This window comes from Bartonella alsatica (genome assembly GCF_013388295.1).
Classification (GTDB): Bacteria; Pseudomonadota; Alphaproteobacteria; order Rhizobiales; family Rhizobiaceae; genus Bartonella; species Bartonella alsatica.
Genome location: NZ_CP058235.1, coordinates 1074570 through 1097655 on the forward strand (window position 1 = coordinate 1074570; position 23086 = coordinate 1097655).

The following is a 23086-nucleotide window of genomic DNA, read 5'->3' on the forward strand; positions in this document are numbered from 1 at the left end:
ATCAAAAAGTATACAATATTTTGATTTTTTCTTCACTTTTTTATTTGTATCGTGAACGATAATAAAGGTTTGTCACTATTATTTTTACGTTTATAAAATAATAAAACAGCATCACCATCGTATTTACTATTCCCATTCTTGTTTTTTATATTAATCTGATTCATAAAAATTATATTTTTTTATTTCTTCAATAATTTCACTTGTAATGTGGAAGTAAATAATTTTTTGAGTTTTAATAGAAAGATTCGAATAAGAAATATAATTATAAGTCAGTGAGTTGATTGAATCTAAAAAAATAATTTATCATTAAAGATTAATATATTGATAGTTTATAAAGGGATTTAATGGAATTTTTTCATTGTAAAAAACTAATTTCTGATATGCACGTGTGGAGGTAAAATATGTCCAAAAAGAGTGAACTATTTTTGTAAAAAACATATTGTGCGAGAGATGGTTTGAACAAGCATATGATTGAGTAGGCAATAAAAAAGCGGTTAACTCTAAAAGGGTAGGCTATACAAAGTGTTTTAAAAATTGATGTGGCTGTATCTAAATTTCAGTTATGTAATTAAATAGAAACTGTATAGGCATTTTTTGTTTGTAAGAGATATTTGTTAAGTTTTATTTTCAGGGAATTCTTGTAGTTTAAAACGATAAGTTGTTGAGCAAAATTCGCATGTGACTGAAATATATTTGTTTTTGATCATTTTATTCCGTTCATCAATAGGAAAGCCTTCCAGTATTCCTTTAATTTTTTCACGTGAACAAGAGCATTGGTTTACAAGAGAAAATGGATTAAAAACTCTAACACTGTGTTCATGGAAAAGGCGGAATAATAGCTGTTTACTGCCGACTTGGGGATCTGTCAATTCTGTATTTTCAATGGTCGCCATCAGTGCTTTTGTTTCTTGCCATTGGTCTTCAAGTTGTGCGAGGTTTTTCGTTTCTTCCAGTTTTTTATGGGGATCATATATTTTACGATGAGATAATGCTTTAGGCAAGAATTGGGTCAAAATACCTCCTGCTCGCCAGTTTTTATGTGTTTTTCCTTGTTGGTCGCGGTTGAACAATATAGCGACTGCCAAACGGATATCGGTGGGAATTTGTTCTGATTGATCAAAATAAATACGGGAAGCTTCTTGTAAATCTGTTCCATCTAATGTGACTATTCCCTGATAAGGCTGGGTATAGGAGCCTTGGTAGATGGTAAAAGCTAAAGTGCCTTTTCCCAAAAGAGCTTCTGAAGATGTTTGATTATTGGCGATTGCTTGTTTTAATTGTTCTTTGTTAAAACGGGCATAACCGCGTAGATTGGAGGGAGGAGAGAAATTGCATACCAACATATTAACCGGTCCATTGGAATGGGTTTGTAAAATAAATTTTCCCTTAAGTTTTACGGAAGTTCCAAGCAGAACGGTCAAAACCAAAGCTTCTGCTAAAAGATAAGAAACCGGTTCAGGATATTGATGTCTTGTAAGAATAGAATTTAAAGCTTCACCAAGTTGTACAGCACGCCCACGAATATTAAGTTCTTCAACTTGAAAAGGAATAACAGTATCATCTTCACACAAGTAGATATCATTAAGAGAGGCCTCATCTGTGATTTGTTTGTGCATATCTATGCCTTTTATATGATTAGTATTGGCTAACTATTGTGTAAAGAAAAATACATCTTGTAAACACCATGCAAGAATTACTTTTTAGGCATGAAGATGGTTTTCAGCTTTGTTAAAAACAACGGAATAACTTATATAGTATCGATAAATTCTTCACCAAGAAAGCAATTATATGAAAAAAGCATCAGGTTTGGTTATTATCATTAAAGCTACATTGATTTAATAAGGTTGAAAAATAGAATAATTGCAGGCAAAAAATTTTTGTTTCATAGAAATCCATATGATGGTTATCATGTAGTCAGCAGCTTTTGGGGGATTATAAGTCAATGTAATATGAGTTCCTTATTTATATGCTCAGCGAACAAATTTTTCTTATGGTTCGCTACCTTTTGGTATGACAATACGCAGCTGAAAGTTAAAAAGGACAGTCGCTTTGATCAAGGAATGAAGCGCTGATTACCATTTTCCATTCACGCAAATATTTTTCTCACAACTGGTTTGTGATATTTTTCATAGGTTAGGGTATCTGCTGGAATTTGTCTAGGATGTGCATTACTATAAGGGCATTAAAGGCAGGAATTTGTGCATATTATACCTTATACCAATTTTGAGTATTCGGTTATGTGTTTTGTTGGTAATGTAACGATATCCACAAAACGCGACAAAATATGTGCTCTAAGCTATGATTTTACAATGACGAAGTTGCATTTCTAAACTCGTTAGCATGATTGTGTTTTCACCAAACTAGCGCATGTTGATATCAAATAAAATACCGGTTCGTGTGGATGTTTTTTTATCATCACGAGAATTTTACCAATAAAAAATTTTTAGTCTTTCTCTATTTTGAAATGTGCTTTGAGATTTTTCGCATAATCGATAATTGCGTGTGCTATTGACGGGTAAAACGGTAAAGTAGCGAGGAGCATTTGTCATGTTTATTATGATACTTGTCCTTTTTTATTTTTTTGCGAAAGATAAGCAATTGCTTTTTCAATGCGATGCAAGCTTTCATCTATTTCTTCTTCTTTGATGATAAGAGGAGGCAATAAGCGCACTACATTATTATTGGCTCCAACACTGAGAACATATTCTTTTTCTAAGGCACTTACGACAATATTTGAGGGAATGACACACTGAATGCCTATCATAAGACCCATACCCTGAATTGCGCAGATAATATCAGGATAGGTATTGATAATCCTCGAAAGTCCACTTTTTAGCTGATCGCCTACGTACTGAACATGATGGAGAAAGCTTGGTTCTAATATGATATCAAGAACACTATCGCCTACTGCCATTCCAAGCAGATTCCCTCCAAAGGTCGATCCATGGGTTCCTGGTGTCATACTTTTTGCAGCTTTTTCTGTTGCAAGACAAGCTCCCAATGGAAATCCACCACCTAGACCTTTTGCGAGGGTAAGAATATCAGGTACGATATTACTCCATTCATAGGCAAACAACTTTCCTGTTCGTCCGATACCCGTTTGGACCTCATCTAATATCAATAATAAATTATGATCATTGCATATTTTGCGCAAAAACTCCAAATATTCATGAGAAACTATTCGTATTCCTCCTTCTCCCTGAATGGGTTCAATAAGAATAGCAGCGGTATTTTTATTGATAGCGTTACGCAAAGCCTTTTCATCACAAAAGGGAATTTGAATAAATCCACCGGTTTTGGGTCCAAAGCCTTCAAGATATTTTTCGTGTCCGGTAGCAGCAAGCGTTGCAAGTGTGCGTCCATGAAATGCACCTTCAAAAGTAATAATTTCAACGCGTTTTGGATGCCCAGATGCATAATGATAGTGACGAGCAGTTTTAAATGCACATTCTAATGCTTCAGCGCCAGAATTGCAGAAAAAAACCTTATCGGCAAAGCTGTTTGCACAAAGACGTGCAGCAAGAGATTCTTGCTCAGGTGATTGAAAAAGATTGGACACATGCCAAAGTCTTTCAGCTTGTCTTTTAAGGGCTTCGACCAATTTTGGATGTGCATACCCTACTGCATTGACAGCAATGCCAGATGTTAAATCAAGATAACGCTCCCCTTTATCGGAAATAAGCCACACACCATCGCCTTTTTTGAAATGCAAGTTACGTCGAGTAAAGCACTTGTAAAGTGGCTGTATAGCAGGAGTGTGCATCATATTTCCTTTAACATTATACAATAAATCAAGACAATATTGTATCCAAAACAGTCTTGGGTCTTTAGATATAACCCAATCAGTGTTTCATTAAGATCAATTATCATACCTTCATGAGTAATCATTACAATGATTAGAAAAAAGTCAATAAAGGTTTTACAATAAGCATTTGTGGGAAAAGTCTTAAAGAAAATACGATAGTTTGGTCTATGCTTGATTTGCAAGTTGGGGAAAACATTCTAAATAAACTCTTCAAGAGGGAAAGACTCTTGTCAGAGAGTCAGTGCATATTGTAGTTTAAATCAGCAAGCAAGATTGTATTGGGGGGGGTGTAAGTTTCTTAGGTTGAGTGAATTTTTTATGCTTTGAAAGGAATATAAAATTGTTTCATTCAATTCATAGAAAACATCATGCAAATATTTGAAGATGCAAAGGGGCGCATCTCAATGAGATGATCAGGATGGAGTGCTGATATGGGTTGGACATGTGAACGCGTAGAACTTCTTAAGAAGTTTTGGAGTGAAGGGTTAAGTGCAAGTCAAATTGCAGTTCAGTTAGGTGGGGTCAGCAGAAATGCAGTAATAGGTAAAGTACATCGGTTAAAGTTGCCGGGACGTGGTAAGACAGCACAAGGGGTGTCGCGTGCACAAAAGACATCTACTAGCCCATTATCTCCGCGTGTGCATCGCACTACATCAACTGTATCGCCAGCAAATTCTGCGTCTTGCAGTGTTGTAGCAACAGCTTTAAAGATGGAATTTGTAGCGGAGGATATAAAAGAAACCGATGTGTCTGAGAAACAGAATGTTGTTGTGCCTATATCACGCCAACTTAATCTTTTACAATTGAGTGAGAATACATGTAGATGGCCCGTTGGGGATCCTTTGTCATCAGATTTTCATTTTTGTGGTGCTGATTCTGGTGAAAATAGTCCTTACTGTACTTTTCACGCTAAAATAGCATTTCAGCCAATATCTGAAAGACGGCGGATAAGAATATAATGTTCATGATGTAAGCTTATATTTTCTTCATTGTTTTATTGTTAAATACATAATTTTATAATCTGCTTTACGAAGATAGGACTTTGAATGAATATAGAATTTTTTTCTCACAAAGTTCATTAAAGTTTTATTTTTTGTATTATTACATGATGATGTGTCGTAAAGATGCAAACGGTTGTCCATTTCCATTGTTTCCTTTAATTTAACTTTATGGATTTTCAAAAGAACTACAGTAATATCTTTTGAATAATATATAGAGCTTTACTTTTTTATTGTGCGCATTTTTTAAATACGTAAGATCGTGTTTATCACAAATAAGAGCATATCACTTGTTTATTTACGCATTTGTTGTAAAGAGTTATATTTCCTTATTCCCAATTGCTTTACTTGTGAGAATAGCACCACGCAAGAACCATGGAGTATAGCTATCTTTACGTTTGTGAATGTACAGTACAGTATCATTATATTTTTTGTTTTTAATATTCCGTTTAACTTTTGCATTAAAAGAATTCATAAGGAATATATTCGATCTTTTCTCAAATGCTTTTTATCTCCACACAGTACTTCTTATTATAACATGCAAGTAAACATTTTTGAGAATTTATCATTAAAAGAAGTTGAAATGAGAAACTAGCTATGTTCTCGTTTAATTATGAGAACATAATGAATATTTTTATGAATCAATGTATTGATGTTTCATTTGTCTTTATAGCCTGTTCGATTTTGGGTAGGATTTTTTGCTGATAAATTTGCCATGTTAAAGTACCAACATGTTTAGCAATAATGACGCTTTCTTTATTTAAAAGAAAGGTTTCTGGTGGTCCATACACCCCCCATTTAATGGCAGTATGTCCTGAAACATCAAAACCAATAACTTTGAAAGGATTACCAAAATTATTTAGAAAACGTTGAGCGTTCTCTTTGTTATCTTTATAATTAATGCCAACAAGATCAAAACGTTTATCTTGGGCAATCTTCATAAGAAGTGGATGCTCTTCACGACAGGCTAAGCACCAAGACCCCCAAAAATTAACCAATGTTACTTGTCCTTTAAATTGTTCTGAATTGAGAAAGTGATTTTCACTACCAAGTAGAGGGAGACTAATTTCGGGAACAGGTTTTTTGGCTAATGTGTTTGAGAGAAGAGAAGTATTATTAGAATGTTTACTATCCAAAAAATGGAAGAAAAGCGTCATCAGAAGAATAAAAAACACAAATGGTAAAAAACCAAAAAAGATAGCTAAAGAGAAGTTTTTTTTAGGTTTTTGAAGGGGGATATTCATTACATTTTTCTTTCCGAGACAGCTCTTTTTTATTCAGCTGTTGTAGGATTTTTTTTTGGTATATAGCTTTATAAAGAATATGTCCAGTGAAACACAGGAGGGAGATTGCAGAAAGTATATAGCTCAGAACAACAATTTGCTCATGGTGAAGAGTACCAAGAAAAAAATCAATTTGCTGAGATAAATTTCCTAAAAGACCATTATGAGTGCTATTTAGGTCGAGCATGATGAAGAATCCTGATATTGAGCACGGTGGGCTTTTTTAATCTGGAGTATTAGGATATAACGGTTATTGATTTCATTGCGCATAGCCATCAAATAAAGCGAAATGAACATAAAGCTAAAACAAAATATCATGGTTATGAGGGGCCATAACATAGCGCGCTCGATTGTTGGCCCTCCTAAACGTAAAAGTGATGCTGATTGATGGAGTGTATGCCACCAATTAACGGAAAATTTAATAATAGGGATATTCACAAGTCCAACGAGTGTAAGAATTGCTGTAGCGCGTGCAGCTTTTTCTTGGTTTTCAAAAGCGCGTGCAAGCATAATAATGGCAAGATAGATAAAAAGCAGGATTAAAACTGAAGTTAGTCGGGCATCCCATACCCACCATGTCCCCCATGTAGGATGTCCCCAAAGCGCGCCTGTCATAAGTGCCAAAGCTGTAAAGATTGCTCCAATGGGCGCACCACATTTGAGTGCTACATCAGCAAGGTGGTACTTCCAAATCAGACTTCCTAAAGCGGCAGCACTTATTATGATATAACAAAATGTAGATAACCATGCGAATGGCACATGAATATACATAATCTTTACAGTGATGCCTTGCTGATAATCATCAGGGGAGTACATAACTAGAGTAAGTCCTAAGATAATAAGGCACAATGTTATACCGGTTAACCAAGGTAAAACGACGCTGCTTATTTTCATAAAACGGGTTAAACTTACCGGGAGTGACTTCATTTTATAGGTGCGAGTTATTTCATTCATGAGAATTTATAATAGGCAAAGTTTTGCTGTACAGCAATCATCTTTTATTATTCTGATAAAAGCTTGAGCGTTATAGCTGCAACAAAAGAGCTAAAAAGACTCAAAAGAAGTGAAAAAGCAATAAGAAGAATCAAGGAAGTGAGAAAAGAGACATTAGGATTTGTTGGAGCTGTAGCAGCTGAAACGCCAAAAATCATGATTGGAATGATCCAAGGTAAGATAATGATAAAAATGAGAAGAGAGCTATGTAACAATGATGTTGCGAGTGCAGATCCTATAGCGCCAATAAAAATAATAGCAGGTGTTCCGCATAAGAGGGTAAGTGTTGTTGTACAAGTTATCGTGATATCTAAATGGAGCATGAATGCTAAAATCGGAGTAGAAAAAATAAGGGGAAGCATTGTTCCTACCCAATGAGCAAGGCATTTGGTAAATACAATCAGTGCAAGACTTTGTCTTTGTCCAAAAAGGATGAATTGATCAAGATTTCCATCATCATGGTCGGTTTGAAAAAGCTTATTGAGATTGAGGAGTCCTGCAAGAAGGGCTCCAAACCATAGTAAGCCGGGACCTATTTGTGCAAGAACTTTAGGATTTGGCCCAATGGCAAAGGGGGTTATTATAATAACAGAAATGAAAAATAAAAGCCCTGTTAACGAAGAGGCTTGTGGAGTTAAGGTTAATTTAAGATCACGCCAGAACAGTGCTTTCATTTTTTTCTCTCTTGAAAAGGTGAGAATTTTTCCAAAGCAATTTTATGGTTTTCTGCAATGCCAAGAGGATTATGGGTTGCTGCAATAATCATACCGCCTTGGTTTAAATGACGCTGAAAAATATTAGCAAGGAGAGTTTGAGCATGGCTATCAATTCCTAATATTGGTTCATCTAAAATCCAAATAGGACGATAAGAAAGCAAAAAGCGAGCAATGGTTACACGTCTTTTTTGTCCGGTTGATAGAACATTGAAGGGTAAGTGTCCAAGATCAGAAAGACCAATATCGGTAAGGGCTTCATGTGGATAGCGAAGATGTTGTCCATAAAATGATGACCAAAACTGCAGATTATCAATAACAGATAAGGGAGGTTTCATAGCATTTTGGGGACCAAGATAATGACATGCAGTTGCTATCGGGTATGTTTGTTCTTGGTCTTTAAGTATGATATTGCCTTCAGCGGCTTTAAGAAGACCGACAATGATTCGCAGTAATGTAGATTTTCCAATTCCATTTGGGCCTGTGATTGTCATAAGTTGTTTTGGGAATAAACAAAAAGAAAGACCTTGGAACAAAACTTCTTCGTTTCTATAAGCGGCTAAATTTCTGCCCATTAACACCATGTCTTTACCTATTTTTGCTTTTATTTTTATAGACTTTATTACATCATAAGATAAAAAAACACATTTTTTTATGTAATTGTACCTAGAATAGTTCTAGAAATAGTTCTATAAAGCATGTGTTACATCAAGATCTGGTGGAGAATGGTTTTTTGCGTCGATTTCCTAATTTGCTAATGAAAAAAAGGGGGGGGAAATCGATAGCGGAGGTAATTACGTCTGCACTCAAGCTGCGACCTTGAATCGTGGTTTGTGGTTCTTCCAGGAAATTGGGTGGTTTGTAGTATGAGGGTAGACAGTTGTGACTCAAATTGATAGCTTTAATTGTCGTAAAATTTTAGATGTTAGTGGCAAGAAATATATTTATTACAGCTTGATCGAAGCCGAGAAGAACGGGCTTAATGACATTTCTCGCTTGCCGTTTTCAATGAAAGTGATTCTTGAAAATTTATTACGGTTTGAAGACGGCCGTACGGTTAAGAGAGAGGATATCTTAAATGTTGCTAAGTGGTTAAATGACAAAGGCACGGCAGGCGCAGAAATTGCTTACCGACCTGCTCGCGTTCTAATGCAAGATTTCACAGGCGTTCCAGCGGTTGTTGACCTTGCTGCGATGCGTGAGGCTATGGTCAAACTTGGAGGGAACGCTGAAAAAATCAACCCTCTCATTCCTGTTGACCTCATCATCGACCATTCAATTATCGTTGATGATTTTGGTAATCCTATGGCTTTTAAGGAAAATGTTGAACATGAATATGAACGCAATGGTGAACGCTATCGTTTTCTTAAATGGGGTCAGCAAGCATTTCAAAATTTTCGCGTTGTACCTCCAGGAACAGGGATTTGCCACCAGGTTAATCTCGAATATTTAGCGCAATGCGTATGGATGAAAAATGAGGAAAAGCATCAAACAATTTATCCTGATACCTGTGTGGGAACTGATTCGCATACGACTATGGTGAATGGTTTGGGTGTTTTAGGTTGGGGTGTTGGCGGTATTGAAGCAGAAGCGGCAATGTTAGGCCAGCCTGTTTCTATGTTGTTACCTGAAGTGATTGGCTTTCGTCTAACAGGTAAACTTAAAGAAGGTGTGACGGCGACCGATTTAGTATTAATGGTGACGCAGATACTGCGCAAGAAAGGTGTTGTTGGAAAATTTGTTGAATTTTTTGGTCCTGGTCTTGAGCACATGACGCTTGCTGATCGGGCGACTATCGCGAATATGGCTCCTGAATATGGAGCGACGTGCGGTTTTTTTCCAATTGATAAGGAAACAGTACGTTATCTCAATATGACGGGGCGTGATGAAAATCGAATTGCTTTAGTAGAAGCTTACTCTAAGGCACAGGGTATGTGGCATGATGAAATAGCAAATCCTCCTGTGTTTAGTGATATAATTGAATTAGATATGGAAAGTGTTGTACCTTCTATGGCTGGACCTAAGCGTCCTGAAGGGCGTATTGCATTAGAAAATGTTGGGCAAGGTTTTGAAAAAGCTTTGATCAATGACTATAAGAAGGCGAGTGAGCAAGATGATCGTTATCGAGTCGAGGGTAAGGAATATGATCTTGGGCATGGTGATGTGGTTATTGCTGCGATTACCTCTTGTACGAATACATCAAATCCAAGTGTCCTTATTGCTGCAGGTCTCTTAGCGCGGAATGCTGTTGCGAAAGGTCTTAAGAGCAAGCCGTGGGTTAAAACGTCTCTTGCTCCTGGCTCGCAAGTCGTTGAAGCGTATCTTCTTAATTCAGGTCTCCAAAAAGATTTGGATGCACTAGGATTTAATTTGGTGGGATTTGGGTGTACAACATGCATTGGAAACTCTGGTCCTCTTTATCCCGCTATTTCTAAAGCAATTAATAACAATGGTTTAATTGCAGCTGCGGTTCTTTCAGGAAATCGTAATTTTGAAGGGCGTGTATCACCTGATGTGCAAGCGAATTATTTAGCGTCACCACCTTTAGTTGTTGCGCATGCTTTAGCAGGAACAGTACGTAAAGATTTAACTAAGGAACCTCTTGGAGAAGGTTTGGATGGTCAACCAGTGTATTTGAGGGATATTTGGCCAACTTCTAAAGAAATACAAGAGTTTATCGAACAGAATGTCACGCGTAAAATTTTTGCCGAAAAATATTCAGATGTGTTTAAGGGAGATGAGAATTGGCAGAAAGTTCAAGTTCCGACAGGAGCTACCTATTCTTGGGATGAGCAATCGACATATGTGCGTAATCCGCCCTACTTTGATGATATGCGAAAGACTCCTGATGTCTTACCAGACATTAAAAACGCACGTATTTTAGGTTTATTTGGTGATAAAATCACGACAGATCACATTTCTCCTGCTGGTTCTATTAAGTTTGATTCTCCTGCGGGTAAATATTTAACAGATCGTGGTGTTAAAGTCGCTGATTTTAACCAATATGGAACACGTCGTGGGAATCATGAAGTGATGATGCGTGGGACTTTTGCCAATATTCGCATTCGTAACTTCATGTTAGGAGAAAATGGTCGTGAAGGAGGTTATACAGTTCATTATCCATCAGGAACAGAGCAAGCAATTTACGATGCAGCAATGGCGTATAAACGAGAAGGTGTTCCGCTTGTTATTTTTGCCGGTATTGAATACGGCAATGGATCATCTCGTGATTGGGCGGCTAAGGGTACTAACCTTCTTGGTGTAAAAGCAGTTATTGCTCAATCTTTTGAGCGTATTCATCGTTCTAATCTTGTTGGTATGGGAATTGTTCCCTTTGTATTTGAAGAGGGAATGAGTTGGCAATCTTTGGGCTTAAAGGGAGATGAAAAGGTAACGATTGCAGGGATTAATAACTTGAAACCTCGTCAGAAAATTGTTGCCACAATCAGTTTTTCTGATGGAATGATAACAACCGTTCCATTATTGTGCCGTGTTGATACTGAAGATGAGTTGGATTACTTGCATCATGGTGGAATTTTGCAATATGTTTTGCGTAATCTAGTAGTTTAAAACGCATTTTTTAGTTTAGGGGTATCTTTAAACTATTAAGGTAGGATCCAAACCGTTAGGCTCTTCTTTTTTATATCTATATTTGAAAATTCGATTGACGTTTGCTTAAAGATTGCGCTATAAAACGCCTGATTATTAGCAACTTTATAGTATTGCTTAGATTGGGTTTACTTAGATTGATAGGGATATTGTTGAGACTAACTGTATCCGATGCGTTGAAAGAGAGATATATTTATGGCGAATACACCTTCGGCTCGAAAAGCGGTGCGCAAAGTTGCGACACGCACGCAAGTTAATAGGGCCCGCCGTTCACGCGTTCGTACTTTTATGCGTAAGTTTGATGATGCTTTGGCTGGTGGCGATAAGGCATCTGCAGAAATAGCATTTAAAAATTTTGAACCTGAAATTATGCGTGCAGTTTCTAAAGGGGTTTTTCATAAAAATTCTGCTGCGCGGAAAGTATCGCGTTTAGCGAAGCGTTTGAAGGCCCTTAGCGTTTAGGCTCTTTGCGTTTTATTAAAAATCAAACCAGCATTTGTGGATGCTGGTTTTTTTATTTCAAAAATATTTCATTATTTAAAAAGAGAATCAATAACGATTTTTTTCTATGAGAAAGAAGAGAAGATTTGTAGAGTTTGTGTGGTTATCCACAAGCTTTGTGAATTTTTGCAGAGTCTTTTTTGTCAAGCATTTTTATTTTTTTTTTTAATTGGAGGAGATTCTTTAATTATTAGTAAATTGAGAGCAAAAAAATGAATTGAATCAATAATTTTTCTCATCCTTGATTTATATAAGAAGGTTTATAGGGTTTTTTGATTTTATTTTGACCTCTTGCATTTTACCTCTGCTGTTTTGTATGGTTCTTGTGAAAACTAAAAACATACAGGGTTCACATTGGTTCGTTATCCTGTGTTATGTTGAGTGTAAGATGCTTTGATGCACGGTGTATGAGCTCACATGTTGGGTGAATTCTGACACGTTTTTCAGTTTTCTTGGTTGGTATGTTTGCCATTTTAAGAAGAATGGATCATATCATGAGTGCAAGTAAATCTTATTGGTCATCTTTGTTGGAGGGGTTGTAATGAAACTATCCTGGGGGAGGATAAGTAATCTTATTTTGGGTAGGGCGTTTTGCCTTTGCTAAGTTGATTTTTAGCTGTTTGGCAGGACAAAATTTTTATTTTTATCAGGATGAAAGATGGTGGATAAATTGAACTCTAGAGCTAATACCTTTAAAAGGGTTTCGGTGAATGTCCTGTCGGCAGAAAGAATAATAAAGATGACGGATAGTAATGAAGCAATTAATAAAAATGCTTCTGCTTCTGGGGAGCATCCTATTATTTCAGAGGAAGAGGGTGCTGCAGCTTTCGCGCGTGTAATGGCACAATTAAAGGTGCAGGTTGGTATTGAAGCTTATACAAGTTGGTTTGGTCGCGTAAAACTTGCTGAATATAGCCGTAATCTTGTGAAACTTTCTGTTCCTACAGCATTTTTACGTTCATGGATTAATAATCACTATGGTTCTCTTTTGACAAATTTATGGCAACAAGAGAATTCAATGATTCTTCGCGTTGAAGTTGTTGTTCGCGGTATGAAACGCGTTTCAGGAGGTGTTGTTTGTAAAACAAGTTCAGCTCCTGTTGTTCTGGAAGAGCAAACGACTCCATCTTTTGTTGAGAGTTACACAGAGAGTTCTGTAAAAACTGTTCAAACAGGTGTTTTTGGTTCACCACTCGATTCTCGCTATACTTTTGAAAGTTTTGTGGAAGGTTCTTCTAATCGTGTTGCTTTAGCTGCTGCACGTTCGATTGCGGAGGGGCATAAAAGTGCCTTAAGATTTAACCCGCTTTTTATTCATGCATCTGTTGGTTTAGGAAAAACACATTTACTTCAAGCTATTGCAGCCGAAGCGCTGAAACGTTTAACGTCTGCACGGGTTATTTATCTGACTGCTGAATATTTTATGTGGCGTTTTGCAACAGCTATTCGTGATAATAATGCTCTTTCTTTTAAAGAGCAGCTGCGTGATATTGATCTTCTCATTATTGATGATATGCAGTTTTTGCAAGGCAAATCAATTCAGCACGAATTTTGTCATTTACTTAATATGTTGCTTGATAGTGCAAAACAGGTTGTTGTAGCTGCAGACCGTCCACCAGCAGAATTAGAATCGCTTGATCTTCGTGTTCGGTCTCGTCTTCAGGGAGGCGTGGCGCTTGAAATTGAAGCACCAGATTATGAAATGCGTTTGAAAATGCTGCACCAACGATTGAAGGTAGCACAACAAGATGATAGTTTGCTCTCAATTTCTGATGATATTCTGGAGTATATTGCTAAAACAGTTTTAGGATCAGGACGTGATATTGAAGGAGCATTTAATCAACTTTTATTTCGCCAGTCATTTGAGTCTGATTTATCTTTAGAACGAATTGATGAGTTGTTAGGTCATTTGACACGTTCCGGTGAACCTAAGCGCATCCGGATTGAAGAAATTCAGCGTACAGTTGCGCGCCATTATAATGTTTCTAAGCAGGATTTATTGTCTAATCGTCGAACACGTACAGTTGTCAAGCCGCGACAAGTTGCGATGTATTTAGCAAAAGTGTTAACACCTCGTTCTCTGCCAGAAATTGGACGCCGTTTTGGTGGTCGTGATCATACGACAGTTTTACACGCGGTACGTAAAATTGAAGATTTGGTTTGTGGCGATCAAACATTAGCTAAAGAGCTTGAGTTACTTAAGCGGTTGATTGGAGAGCAGGCTGCATAGTGTTTAAGTCTTTCCTTTCTTTTAAGAAGTAACACAGAGAATTTGTAGATGGGAGCTATTTTTTCTTATACAGGAGTTGCTTGCCATTTTAAGAGAGGTTGAATAAAATTTGAAAGAATGATTCTTAAGAGGATTAGGTTATTTTTCTAGAGAGTTTCTATAGTTTTTGGTAAATTGTAACGGAGATTTTATGCGTATTACAGTTGATCGCAGTCAATTTCTTAAATCTCTTGGTCGTGTTCACCGTGTTGTGGAACGTCGTAATACTGTTCCTATTTTATCGAATGTACTGATTGATGCACATAATGGTAGTGTACAATTAAAAGCAACAGATCTTGATTTAGAGGTTATGGAATCTTTGACAGTCAATGTTGAACAAGACGGAGCAATAACCGTTCCAGCATATTTGTTGTATGACATAGTTCGAAAACTACCTGATAGCAGTGAAATTGTATTATCAGTTGATGAGAATCAAACAAGTACGATGTCTGTTGTTTCGGGTTGTGCGCATTTTCAACTTCAGTGTCTTCCCAAGATGGATTTTCCAGAGTCGCTTGCGGGCCAGTTTAATTATTGTTTTACTCTATCAGCAACAGGGTTAAAACATTTACTTGATTGTACGCAATTTGCTATTTCTACTGAAGAAACTCGTTACTATCTTAATGGTATTTATTTTCATGTTATTAATGATGGTGTTTTGAAGTTACGTTTAGTTGCGACTGATGGGCATCGTTTAGCACAAGTTGAGATGGAAGCTCCATCAGGTATTGATGATATGCCAGGTGTTATTATTCCTCGTAAAGCTGTAGGAGAATTGCAAAAGCTTCTTTCGGAAGAAATTGACGATGATGTGTGTGTAGAACTTTCAGAAACAAAGATTCGTTTTTCTATAGGGTCTGTGGTTTTTACATCGAAATTAATTGATGGAACATTCCCAGATTATCAACGTGTTATTCCTCTTGGAAATGATAAAAAATTGATTGTGAACAGACAGAATTTTTCTTCTGCTGTTGATCGTGTTTCAACAATTTCGAGTGATCGTGGGCGTGCGGTAAAGTTAACGATTGAGCATGGGCAATTAAGGCTTGTCGTTAATAATCCTGATTCGGGAAGTGCGGAAGATCAATTAGTGGCAACTTATACAGCTGATCCGCTTGAGATAGGGTTTAATTCACGTTATCTTTTGGATATTGCTGAACAACTTTCGAGTGATGAGATGGTTTTTATGTTGGCAGAAGCTGGAGCACCAGCTCTAATTCGTGATAATGATGAAGCGGATGCGCTTTACGTGCTGATGCCTATTCGCGTTTAGGGATAATTATTTTGCAATGCATGGCTGATCATGTGCACAAAGTGGCAGTGAGGCAGCTAAAGCTTGTACGTTATCGCAATTATTCTTCCTTGAATATTCATTTTTCAGGTCAACATGTGGTTTTTACTGGCCATAATGGTGCTGGTAAGACAAACCTTTTAGAGGCGTTATCTTTTCTTTCTCCTGGTCGTGGTTTACGGCGTGCTGCCTATTCTGATATTAGTTTTGCAGAGGGCGGAGATGAAGGGTTTGTTGTATTTGCACGTCTTGAATGTGCTCTATATGGTGAAGTCAATATTGGTACGGCTTTGGAAATTGGTAATAACAGTCGCAAAGTACATATTAATGGTGTAAATGAAACAAGTGATTGCTTAACAGATTATTGTCATATTAGTGTACTGACTCCTGCTATGGATGGGCTTTTTACAGGTTCTTCGCTAGAGCGCCGTCGTTTTTTGGATCGTATGGTATTGGCTATTGATCCTTTGCATAGTCGCCGCATAGCAGATTATGATAGAGTTATGCGTGCGCGCAATCGTTTATTTTTGGATGGCAATGAAGATTATGCTTGGTTTGATGCTTTAGAAAAGCAGATGGCAGAACTAGCGACTGCTATTGCTGCAGCACGTATCGATGTTATTCGGCTTTTAAATGACATGTTTGCACAAACTCCATCTCAGATACCTTTTCCACGAGCTTTTTTACAAATTGATGGTTTTTTAGAGACGGCTCTAAGTAAAATATCAGCGGTTGAGGTTGAAGAGCAATTTTGTGATCGATTACGGCATAACCGTGCCATAGATCGTGCTGCTGGACGGACATTAGAAGGATCGCATCGCACAGATTTGCAAGTCTTTTATGCTGATAAAAATATAGCTGCAACATTTTGTTCAACAGGTGAACAGAAGGCACTGCTAACAGGTTTGATTTTGTGTCATGCGCGTTTAACAGGTATGATGTCGGATAGAGCCCCCATTCTTCTTCTTGATGAAATGGCAGCACATCTTGATTCTCATCGGCGTGCTGCTTTATTTGATATTCTTGATGACTTAGGGGGGCAAACATTTATGACAGGAACAGATCGCATTTTATTTGAAGCCTTAAAAGGACGAGCAGAGTTTTTTGAGATTAAAGATGGAGCTTTATTGCAGTAAAAACTTGCTAAAATTTTTTGATAAATAATGGTTGAAAAGAAAAGGCTTACTATGTCTACAATTATAACAGTTTTAAATGGTCCTAATTTAAATTTTCTTGGTAAACGTGAGCCAGAAATTTACGGAACTGAAACTCTAGAAGATATTGAAAAATTTTGCAAGGAATGGGCAACGAGAGCTGGTATATTAGTGCATTTTCATCAAAGTAACTGTGAGGGGCAGTTGGTAGAGTGGATACAAGAAGCGATTGGAGTAAGTGTTGGATTGATTATCAATCCTGCTGCTTATAGCCACACATCAATTGCAATTCTTGATGCTTTAAAAATGTTTACAGGGACAAAAGTAGAGGTTCATTTGTCTCATATTTGTCAGCGTGAAGCTTTTCGTCATTATTCTTATACATCCACTGGTGTCGATGCGGTCATTACCGGTTGTGGGAGTGATGGATATTGGTTTGCGCTTGAATATATCGCTAAGAGGCTTAAATTTGGCATAGAGGTAACAAAACTTGTATAATATCAATGAGGGTATTTGAATTTACTTGCTAATTCTTTTTAAATGGGTAAGCATATCATTGAGATTTTGTCATTTTTTGTGGCAATTTCCGATATGTATAACGGGGCAGATGAAATGAGAAACTTTGTTAAACAAATAAAGATGCTCGTAATTTTAGGGGTGGTATTACTTTTATCAGGTTGTAAGTTTGACGTTCTTTACCCAGCAGGATATGTTGCGCGGCAACAGCTTATTTTGATTGTTATTTGTGTTGCTGTTATGCTTTGCGTTGTAATTCCAGTTATGGTGAGTGTAGTATTTTTGGCTATTAAGTATCGTGCGTCGAATGTAGCTGAAGAGTATTTACCTGATTGGGGGCATTCAAATAAAATTGAAACGTTTATGTGGAGCATTCCAATTATTATCGTATCGGTTTTAGGTGCGTTGACAGCTTATTACACCTATAAGCTTGAACCGGAAAATCCGCTTCCAATGGAAGTTGTTGGCAAAGAGAAACCGTTGCAAGTAAATGTTGTGGCTCTTGATTGGAAATGGCTTTTTATTTATCCTGAATATGGTGTTGCATCAATCAATGAGATTTACGCACCTGAAGGCCGTCAAGTTTTGTTGCAGTTGACATCAGAGAGCTCTGTTAATGCTTTTTGGGTACCAAAACTGGGCACAGTTCTTTATGCTATGCCGCAAATGAATTCTAAATTGCATTTGATAGCTGATAAACAAGGGGTATTTAAAGGAGCTTCAGCAAATTACAGTGGTGATGGTTTTGCAGGAATGCGGTTTAAATGGCATTCTGTATCTTTACAGGATTTTGATAATTGGATTGCTAAAGCTCGGGCTCATGGCCAAGTTCTTGATCGTGCATCTTATCGTCAGCTTTCTATTGCGCCTCGTATGGGTGATGTTGCTGCGAAGAAGAAGGATGCTGAGGTGCGTTATTTTGCACCTGTTGAGGAGCGGCTATACTACCGTATTGTTAATCGATGTGTCGATGAAAATACGGTGTGTAATGAAAACTTAATGAAGCGTGCTGCGGCTCAGACACTTTGGGGTGCACTTTGTTCAGTTTTTGATCCTGGTGTTATTTAGGCATCAATCGAGAAAGAGCTCTTTTTAAAATAAGGTCTCTTTAAAATGAAATTTATCTGATACGGGTTGAGAAATGTTTGGAAGACTTACAGATCCTACTGCGGGTGCTTTTCATGCACTGGCACATGAGCCGATCGTTTTATACACATGTATCGCGATTGGTATGGGTGGCTTAATCACTATTATTGCTTTGACAATACTTGGGTGGTGGGGAGTTTTATGGCGAAATTGGATTACAACGGTTGATCATAAACGCATTGGCATTATGTATATTGTGCTTGGTATTATTATGCTTGTTCGCGGTTTCGCGGATGCGATTATGATGCGAACACATCAAGCTTTGGCTTTTGGGAGCGAAACAGCAGGTTATTTGCCACCTGAGCATTTTGATCAGATTTTTTCAGCCCATGGCACCATTATGATTTTTTTCATGGCTACGCCGATTTTATTTGGTCTTTTCAATTATCTTATACCACTTCAAATTGGTGCTCGTGATGTTGCCTTTCCTTTTGCAAATAATTTGGGTTTTTGGATTACAGCTGCGGGAGCAATGCTGATTAACATATCACTAGGTATTGGGAATTTTGGTCGTGGTGGCTGGTTGATGTATCCACCTTTCTCAGAGTTGCAAAATAGTCCTGATACAGGAGTAGACTATTATCTGTGGTCACTTCAGCTTTCTGGTATTGCAACGACAATGGGAGCAATCAATTTTATTGCAACCATTGTTAAGATGCGCGCTCCTGGGATGACGATGATGAGAATGCCCGTCTTTTGTTGGAGCGCTTTCGTTAGTAATGTCCTTATTTTGGTTATTTATCCTGTTTTAACTGTAGCATTTGCACTTTTGGCATGTGACCGTTATTTGGGCATGAATTTCTTTACTAATGTTGGTGGCGGGAATCCAATGGTGTGGATTAACTATGTTTGGATTTTTGGGCATCCTGAAGTTTATGTTTTAGTTGTTCCTGCTTTCGGGATTGTTTCTGAGGTTGTCTCAACTTTTTCTTCAAAACGCCTTTTTGGTTATACTTCAATGGTATGGGCAATGTTGGTTATTTTAATTCTTTCACTTGTTGTTTGGGGGCATCATTTCTTTACAATGGGTGGGGGTGAAGCTGTGAACACTTTCTTTGGTATTGCCACTATGATCATTGCGGTTCCAACGGGTGTAAAAGTTTTTAATTGGTTGCTAACTATGTATAAAGGGCGGATTCGTTTTGAGCCTCCAATGCTTTGGTGTATGGGGATGATCTTTACGTTTGTTGGTGGTGGATTAACGGGCGTTTTGTTATCTATCGTGCCTGCTGATTGGCAATTTCATAATTCGCTATTTTTGGTGGCTCATTTCCATCACACGATTATTGGAGGTGTCGTTTTTGCTTATTTAGCTGGGATTGCTTTTTGGTTTCCAAAAGTTTTCGGTTATAAACCGAACCGAATGCTAGGTATTGCATCTTTTTGGTGTTGGTTTATTGGTTTTTACCTTGCCTTTTTTCCAGTCTATGCACTTGGTTTAATGGGCGCGACACGTCGTCTTCAACATTACATGGAACCTAGTTGGCAGCCAATGTTTATGATTGCGGCCCTGGGCGCCTTTATTATATTGCTTGGTATCCTTTGTTTTGTACTGCAAGTTGTTTTGGCAATTTGGTACGGTATTAAGCATAAGGGGCGCTTGCCAGTAACGTTAAATGATTCTTGGGGTGATGCACGTACACTTGAATGGTTTACTTCTTCACCGCCCCCTTCTTACAATTTCGCAATTATTCCAGAGGTGCAAGCTGATGATGCTTATTGGAATATGAAGAAGAATGGTTATCAGCGTCCAACAAGTGGATTTTCAAAAATTCATATGCCGTCAAATACGTCAGCCGGAATTATTGCAGGGTTCTTTTCGTTAGTTGTCGGTTTTGCACTTGTTTGGCATATTTGGTGGCTCGTTGCGATTGGAATGATTAGCTTTGTTGCAACAATCGTGCATCATTCGTTAACAGGTGACCACCATGGTTATTATATTCCAGCTGAGGAAGTGCAAAAAACAGAAGATGCTTTTACAGCTGTTCTTAAAGAACAAGGAGTAACAGTATGAGTACAATGGCAATGAGTAATGCTCAAACTGATGAGCATCATCACGACAATAGCTCGGTAATGACATTTGGTTTTTGGATCTATATTCTTTCAGATCTGATCCTGTTTTCGACACTTTTTTCAAGTTTTGCTGTCTTTTCTGCTTCTTATGGTGGAGGAAAAGCGGGTAGTGAATTTATTGATTTAAATTTTGTCTTGATTGAAACTGCTATTTTATTATTTTCATCGATTACTTATGGATTTGTGATGGTACAAGCGCATAAAGGTAATCTCCGTGGTGTGCATTTATGGATAGCTATTACCTTTGTACTTGGATGCTGCTTTGTTGGAATGGAAATTTACGAATTTCATAAACTTTTGAATGAGGTATTTTATTACGATCCTGGTGCTTATGCTGGTATTGATCCTGCAACAGGTTTACAGCTTTTTGGGCGAGAGATTTTATCCGCATATTGGTCAGCATTTTTTGTTTTGGTTGGTACTCATGGTCTTCATGTAAGTGTTGGTCTTTTTTGGATGATCGTAATGTTTTTTCATCTTCGTCGTTGTGGTTTGGATCAGGATAATAAAACACGTTTGGCATGCCTTTCCATTTTCTGGCATTTACTTGATATTGTGTGGGTTGGTGTTTTCACCATGGTTTATCTATTAGGAGCATTGTAATGAACATGCATAACGAAACACATGGTCCCAATACTGGTTCCTACTTAATTGGCTTTATTCTAGCTATATTTTTCACTTTAGGTTCTTTTATTCCTGTGATGTATGGAATGATGGAGAGCTGGGCAATCAGCACAAAAGTTGCCTATCTTATTGGGATGGCAGTTATTCAGATTATAGTGCAGATAGTTTTCTTTTTGCATTTAAATTCTGGTCCTGATGCCAAGTGGAATTTAAGCGCTTTATGGTTTGCAGCCATCTGCGTTTTTATTATTATTGGAGGTACTTGGTGGGCTATTTCACATTTGAATTATAATATGATGGGAGGTTCAGGACGTGTTGTTGAGCCAGAAATGTCAGGTAAAAAGAGTCTTTAGGGGTTAGGGCTATTAGATGTACGAAAGCTACAAAAACATACCTAAGGAGAAAATTTCAACTATCGAAATGCCTTTAAAAAAAATGTTAGACTCTGAAATCTCTTTAAGACAAATGCCGGCTGTGCAGATTCCGGTAAAGTGATTGTTGTGCATGGAAATTCCTGTGCAAAAATTACCAGATACGAAAGTTTTCGTAAGAAGATGCTCGCATAGAAATGTTTGTGGAATAGCCATTCGGGATTTTGTTATAACGATTTTGGGTCTGGTTTTATTTTTAAGAAGAGAATCAAGATATGTTTTAGCGAAATATTGTTTTTGTTTGAGACAAACGGTCATTTATATATAACGTAGAAGCAATGATATTTATACAATTCAGTATATATAATGTGAGGATCTTTAAAGGATCATTCATGTTATATCGGAATAAAGTGGTGAACAGGGTAGCGTTTCAGATTTAGTGAATTTATAAAAGTATTATACTTGAAAGTATTTGCTACAATAGCATACAATTAAAACCAAAGATTTGAGAAATCATCAGGATACTTAATGAATGCCGTTTCAATAACAGTTATTGGTGCTGGCTCTTATGGTTCTGCATTAGCTATTGCGCTTGCACGTAACGGACATCGTGTTTTACTTTGGGGATATGATCCTGAACATATCAGAAAATTGCAAGAATATCGTTGCAATCAGGCATTTCTACCCGATATTCGATTTCCTGATAATTTATTGCCTGAAACTTCTCTTGAGATCGCAGTAAAAACGAGCCACAATATATTAATTGCTGTTCCAAGCCATGTATTTCATCAGGTATTGTATAATATCCAACCCTATTTAGATCAATATTCACGCATTATTTGGGCAACGAAGGGCTTAGAACCTGGTTCAGGGCGCCTTTTACAAGAAGTTGCACGCGAGATTCTAGGAGATAAAATTCCTTTAGCTGTCTTTTCTGGACCAACTTTTGCTAAAGAACTTGCTATTGGCTTACCAACTGCAATTACGGTAGCAGCTTCTGAAGCTGAATTTGCTGAAGAACTACAGAAACTTTTCCATTGTGACAAAAACTTTAGAGTTTATAAAAATCCAGATATGATCGGTGTTCAATTAGGTGGAGCAGTCAAGAATGTCATCGCTATTGGAGCAGGGATATCAGATGGTATGGGATTTGGAGCGAATGCTCGAATAGCTCTCATCACACGAGGATTAGCTGAGATCAGTCGTTTAGGTATTACTATGGGCGCTAAGCTTTCCACATTTATGGGAATGACAGGTTTAGGTGACTTAGTTTTAACATGTACTGATAACCAATCGCGTAATCGCCGTTTTGGAATGCTTCTTGGCCAAGGAATAGGTATAAAAGAAGCGAAAAAACAAATTGGTCAAATTATTGAAGGCTACTCAAATACTAAAGAAGTACGCATGTTAGCACAACATATCGGGGTAGAAATGCCAATTACAGAGCAAATTTATCATGTTCTCTACTGTGGTAAAAGTGTATTTGAAGCGGCCAATACACTACTAAGTCGTTCACTTAAAGACGAAATGCATGATACTATGCACTTTTAAATTATTTCAAATACATGAAAAATAGTAATACGACAAAAATTAAAACAGATTGCATTAATCCTTAAAGAAAAAGAGGGAGCATACTTTAGAAAACTATAAGCTTATATAAGCGAGTTCTTATGCACTATAACTTAAGCATATAAAAATTTTACTTATTATCTCAGTCATGTCTTTAAAAATAGGCTATTT

At 37.3% G+C, this 23086-nt stretch carries 19 protein-coding genes; 12 read left to right on the top strand and 7 right to left on the bottom strand.

Annotation, left to right across the window (positions count from 1 at the left end):
- Positions 1-614: 614 nt before the first annotated feature.
- Both HWV54_RS04440 and HWV54_RS04445 read right to left on the bottom strand, forming a co-directional pair.
- Positions 615-1616 carry an Hsp33 family molecular chaperone gene (locus HWV54_RS04440; RefSeq protein ID WP_005866342.1) on the bottom strand — a complete coding sequence of 334 codons (1002 nt, stop codon included), beginning with the start codon at positions 1614-1616 and terminating at the stop codon, positions 615-617.
- A gap of 938 nt (positions 1617-2554) precedes the next feature.
- Positions 2555-3763: an aspartate aminotransferase family protein gene (locus HWV54_RS04445; RefSeq protein WP_005866340.1), complete on the bottom strand. Its 1209-nt coding sequence runs from the start codon at positions 3761-3763 to the stop codon at positions 2555-2557.
- Between the two features lie 473 nt (positions 3764-4236).
- On the opposite strand from HWV54_RS04445, the gene HWV54_RS04450 reads away from it, so the two are divergent.
- Positions 4237-4764: a GcrA family cell cycle regulator gene (locus HWV54_RS04450; RefSeq protein WP_005866338.1), complete on the top strand. Its 528-nt coding sequence runs from the start codon at positions 4237-4239 to the stop codon at positions 4762-4764.
- 680 nt (positions 4765-5444) lie between these two features.
- Here the strand turns inward: HWV54_RS04450 and HWV54_RS04455 are convergent.
- Genes HWV54_RS04455 through ccmA form a run of 5 tightly spaced genes read right to left on the bottom strand, consistent with a single transcriptional unit; the run spans position 5445 to position 8376 of the window.
- A complete protein-coding gene (locus HWV54_RS04455) occupies positions 5445-6047 on the bottom strand; it encodes a DsbE family thiol:disulfide interchange protein (RefSeq protein ID WP_005866334.1) in 603 nt (200 codons plus the stop codon).
- On the bottom strand, positions 6022-6273 hold the full coding sequence (locus tag HWV54_RS07025) for a hypothetical protein (RefSeq protein ID WP_005866332.1): 252 nt from the start codon (positions 6271-6273) through the stop codon (positions 6022-6024). The genes HWV54_RS04455 and HWV54_RS07025 overlap by 26 nt, the downstream gene beginning before the upstream one ends.
- Positions 6261-7040, bottom strand: a complete 780-nt coding sequence (locus tag HWV54_RS04460) for a heme ABC transporter permease (RefSeq protein ID WP_005866330.1) — start codon at positions 7038-7040, stop codon at positions 6261-6263. The genes HWV54_RS07025 and HWV54_RS04460 overlap by 13 nt, the downstream gene beginning before the upstream one ends.
- Positions 7041-7087: 47 nt before the next feature.
- The gene (gene ccmB, locus HWV54_RS04465; RefSeq protein WP_005866328.1) at positions 7088-7753 is read right to left on the bottom strand and encodes a heme exporter protein CcmB; all 666 of its coding nucleotides are present in this window, start codon (positions 7751-7753) and stop codon (positions 7088-7090) included.
- Positions 7750-8376 carry a heme ABC exporter ATP-binding protein CcmA gene (ccmA, locus tag HWV54_RS04470; RefSeq protein WP_005866326.1) on the bottom strand — a complete coding sequence of 209 codons (627 nt, stop codon included), beginning with the start codon at positions 8374-8376 and terminating at the stop codon, positions 7750-7752. Before ccmA ends, ccmB begins: the two co-directional genes overlap by 4 nt.
- Positions 8377-8674: 298 nt before the next feature.
- Here ccmA and acnA point away from each other — a divergent pair, with 298 nt between their 5' ends.
- From acnA to gpsA, 11 genes are all read left to right on the top strand, one after another.
- The gene (gene acnA / locus HWV54_RS04475) at positions 8675-11362 is read left to right on the top strand and encodes an aconitate hydratase AcnA (RefSeq protein WP_005866324.1); all 2688 of its coding nucleotides are present in this window, start codon (positions 8675-8677) and stop codon (positions 11360-11362) included.
- Between the two features lie 234 nt (positions 11363-11596).
- The gene (gene rpsT, locus HWV54_RS04480) at positions 11597-11863 is read left to right on the top strand and encodes a 30S ribosomal protein S20 (RefSeq protein WP_005866322.1); all 267 of its coding nucleotides are present in this window, start codon (positions 11597-11599) and stop codon (positions 11861-11863) included.
- Between the two features lie 697 nt (positions 11864-12560).
- Positions 12561-14132 carry a chromosomal replication initiator protein DnaA gene (dnaA, locus tag HWV54_RS04485; protein ID WP_005866320.1) on the top strand — a complete coding sequence of 524 codons (1572 nt, stop codon included), beginning with the start codon at positions 12561-12563 and terminating at the stop codon, positions 14130-14132.
- A 190-nt stretch (positions 14133-14322) separates the two neighbouring features.
- A complete protein-coding gene (gene dnaN, locus HWV54_RS04490) occupies positions 14323-15444 on the top strand; it encodes a DNA polymerase III subunit beta (protein ID WP_005866319.1) in 1122 nt (373 codons plus the stop codon).
- A 20-nt stretch (positions 15445-15464) separates the two neighbouring features.
- Positions 15465-16598 carry a DNA replication/repair protein RecF gene (recF, locus tag HWV54_RS04495; RefSeq protein ID WP_005866318.1) on the top strand — a complete coding sequence of 378 codons (1134 nt, stop codon included), beginning with the start codon at positions 15465-15467 and terminating at the stop codon, positions 16596-16598.
- 51 nt (positions 16599-16649) lie between these two features.
- Positions 16650-17114: a type II 3-dehydroquinate dehydratase gene (locus HWV54_RS04500; RefSeq protein ID WP_005866316.1), complete on the top strand. Its 465-nt coding sequence runs from the start codon at positions 16650-16652 to the stop codon at positions 17112-17114.
- A 114-nt stretch (positions 17115-17228) separates the two neighbouring features.
- A complete protein-coding gene (cyoA, locus tag HWV54_RS04505; protein WP_040296468.1) occupies positions 17229-18200 on the top strand; it encodes a ubiquinol oxidase subunit II in 972 nt (323 codons plus the stop codon).
- A 73-nt stretch (positions 18201-18273) separates the two neighbouring features.
- Entirely contained in the window at positions 18274-20292 is a 2019-nt protein-coding gene (gene cyoB, locus HWV54_RS04510) for a cytochrome o ubiquinol oxidase subunit I (RefSeq protein WP_005866312.1), read from the top strand.
- Positions 20289-20954: a cytochrome (ubi)quinol oxidase subunit III gene (locus tag HWV54_RS04515; RefSeq protein WP_005866310.1), complete on the top strand. Its 666-nt coding sequence runs from the start codon at positions 20289-20291 to the stop codon at positions 20952-20954. Before cyoB ends, HWV54_RS04515 begins: the two co-directional genes overlap by 4 nt.
- Positions 20954-21328: a cytochrome o ubiquinol oxidase subunit IV gene (gene cyoD / locus HWV54_RS04520; protein ID WP_005866308.1), complete on the top strand. Its 375-nt coding sequence runs from the start codon at positions 20954-20956 to the stop codon at positions 21326-21328. Before HWV54_RS04515 ends, cyoD begins: the two co-directional genes overlap by 1 nt.
- A gap of 546 nt (positions 21329-21874) precedes the next feature.
- Positions 21875-22897 carry an NAD(P)H-dependent glycerol-3-phosphate dehydrogenase gene (gene gpsA / locus HWV54_RS04525; protein ID WP_005866306.1) on the top strand — a complete coding sequence of 341 codons (1023 nt, stop codon included), beginning with the start codon at positions 21875-21877 and terminating at the stop codon, positions 22895-22897.
- The last annotated feature ends 189 nt before the right edge of the window (positions 22898-23086 follow it).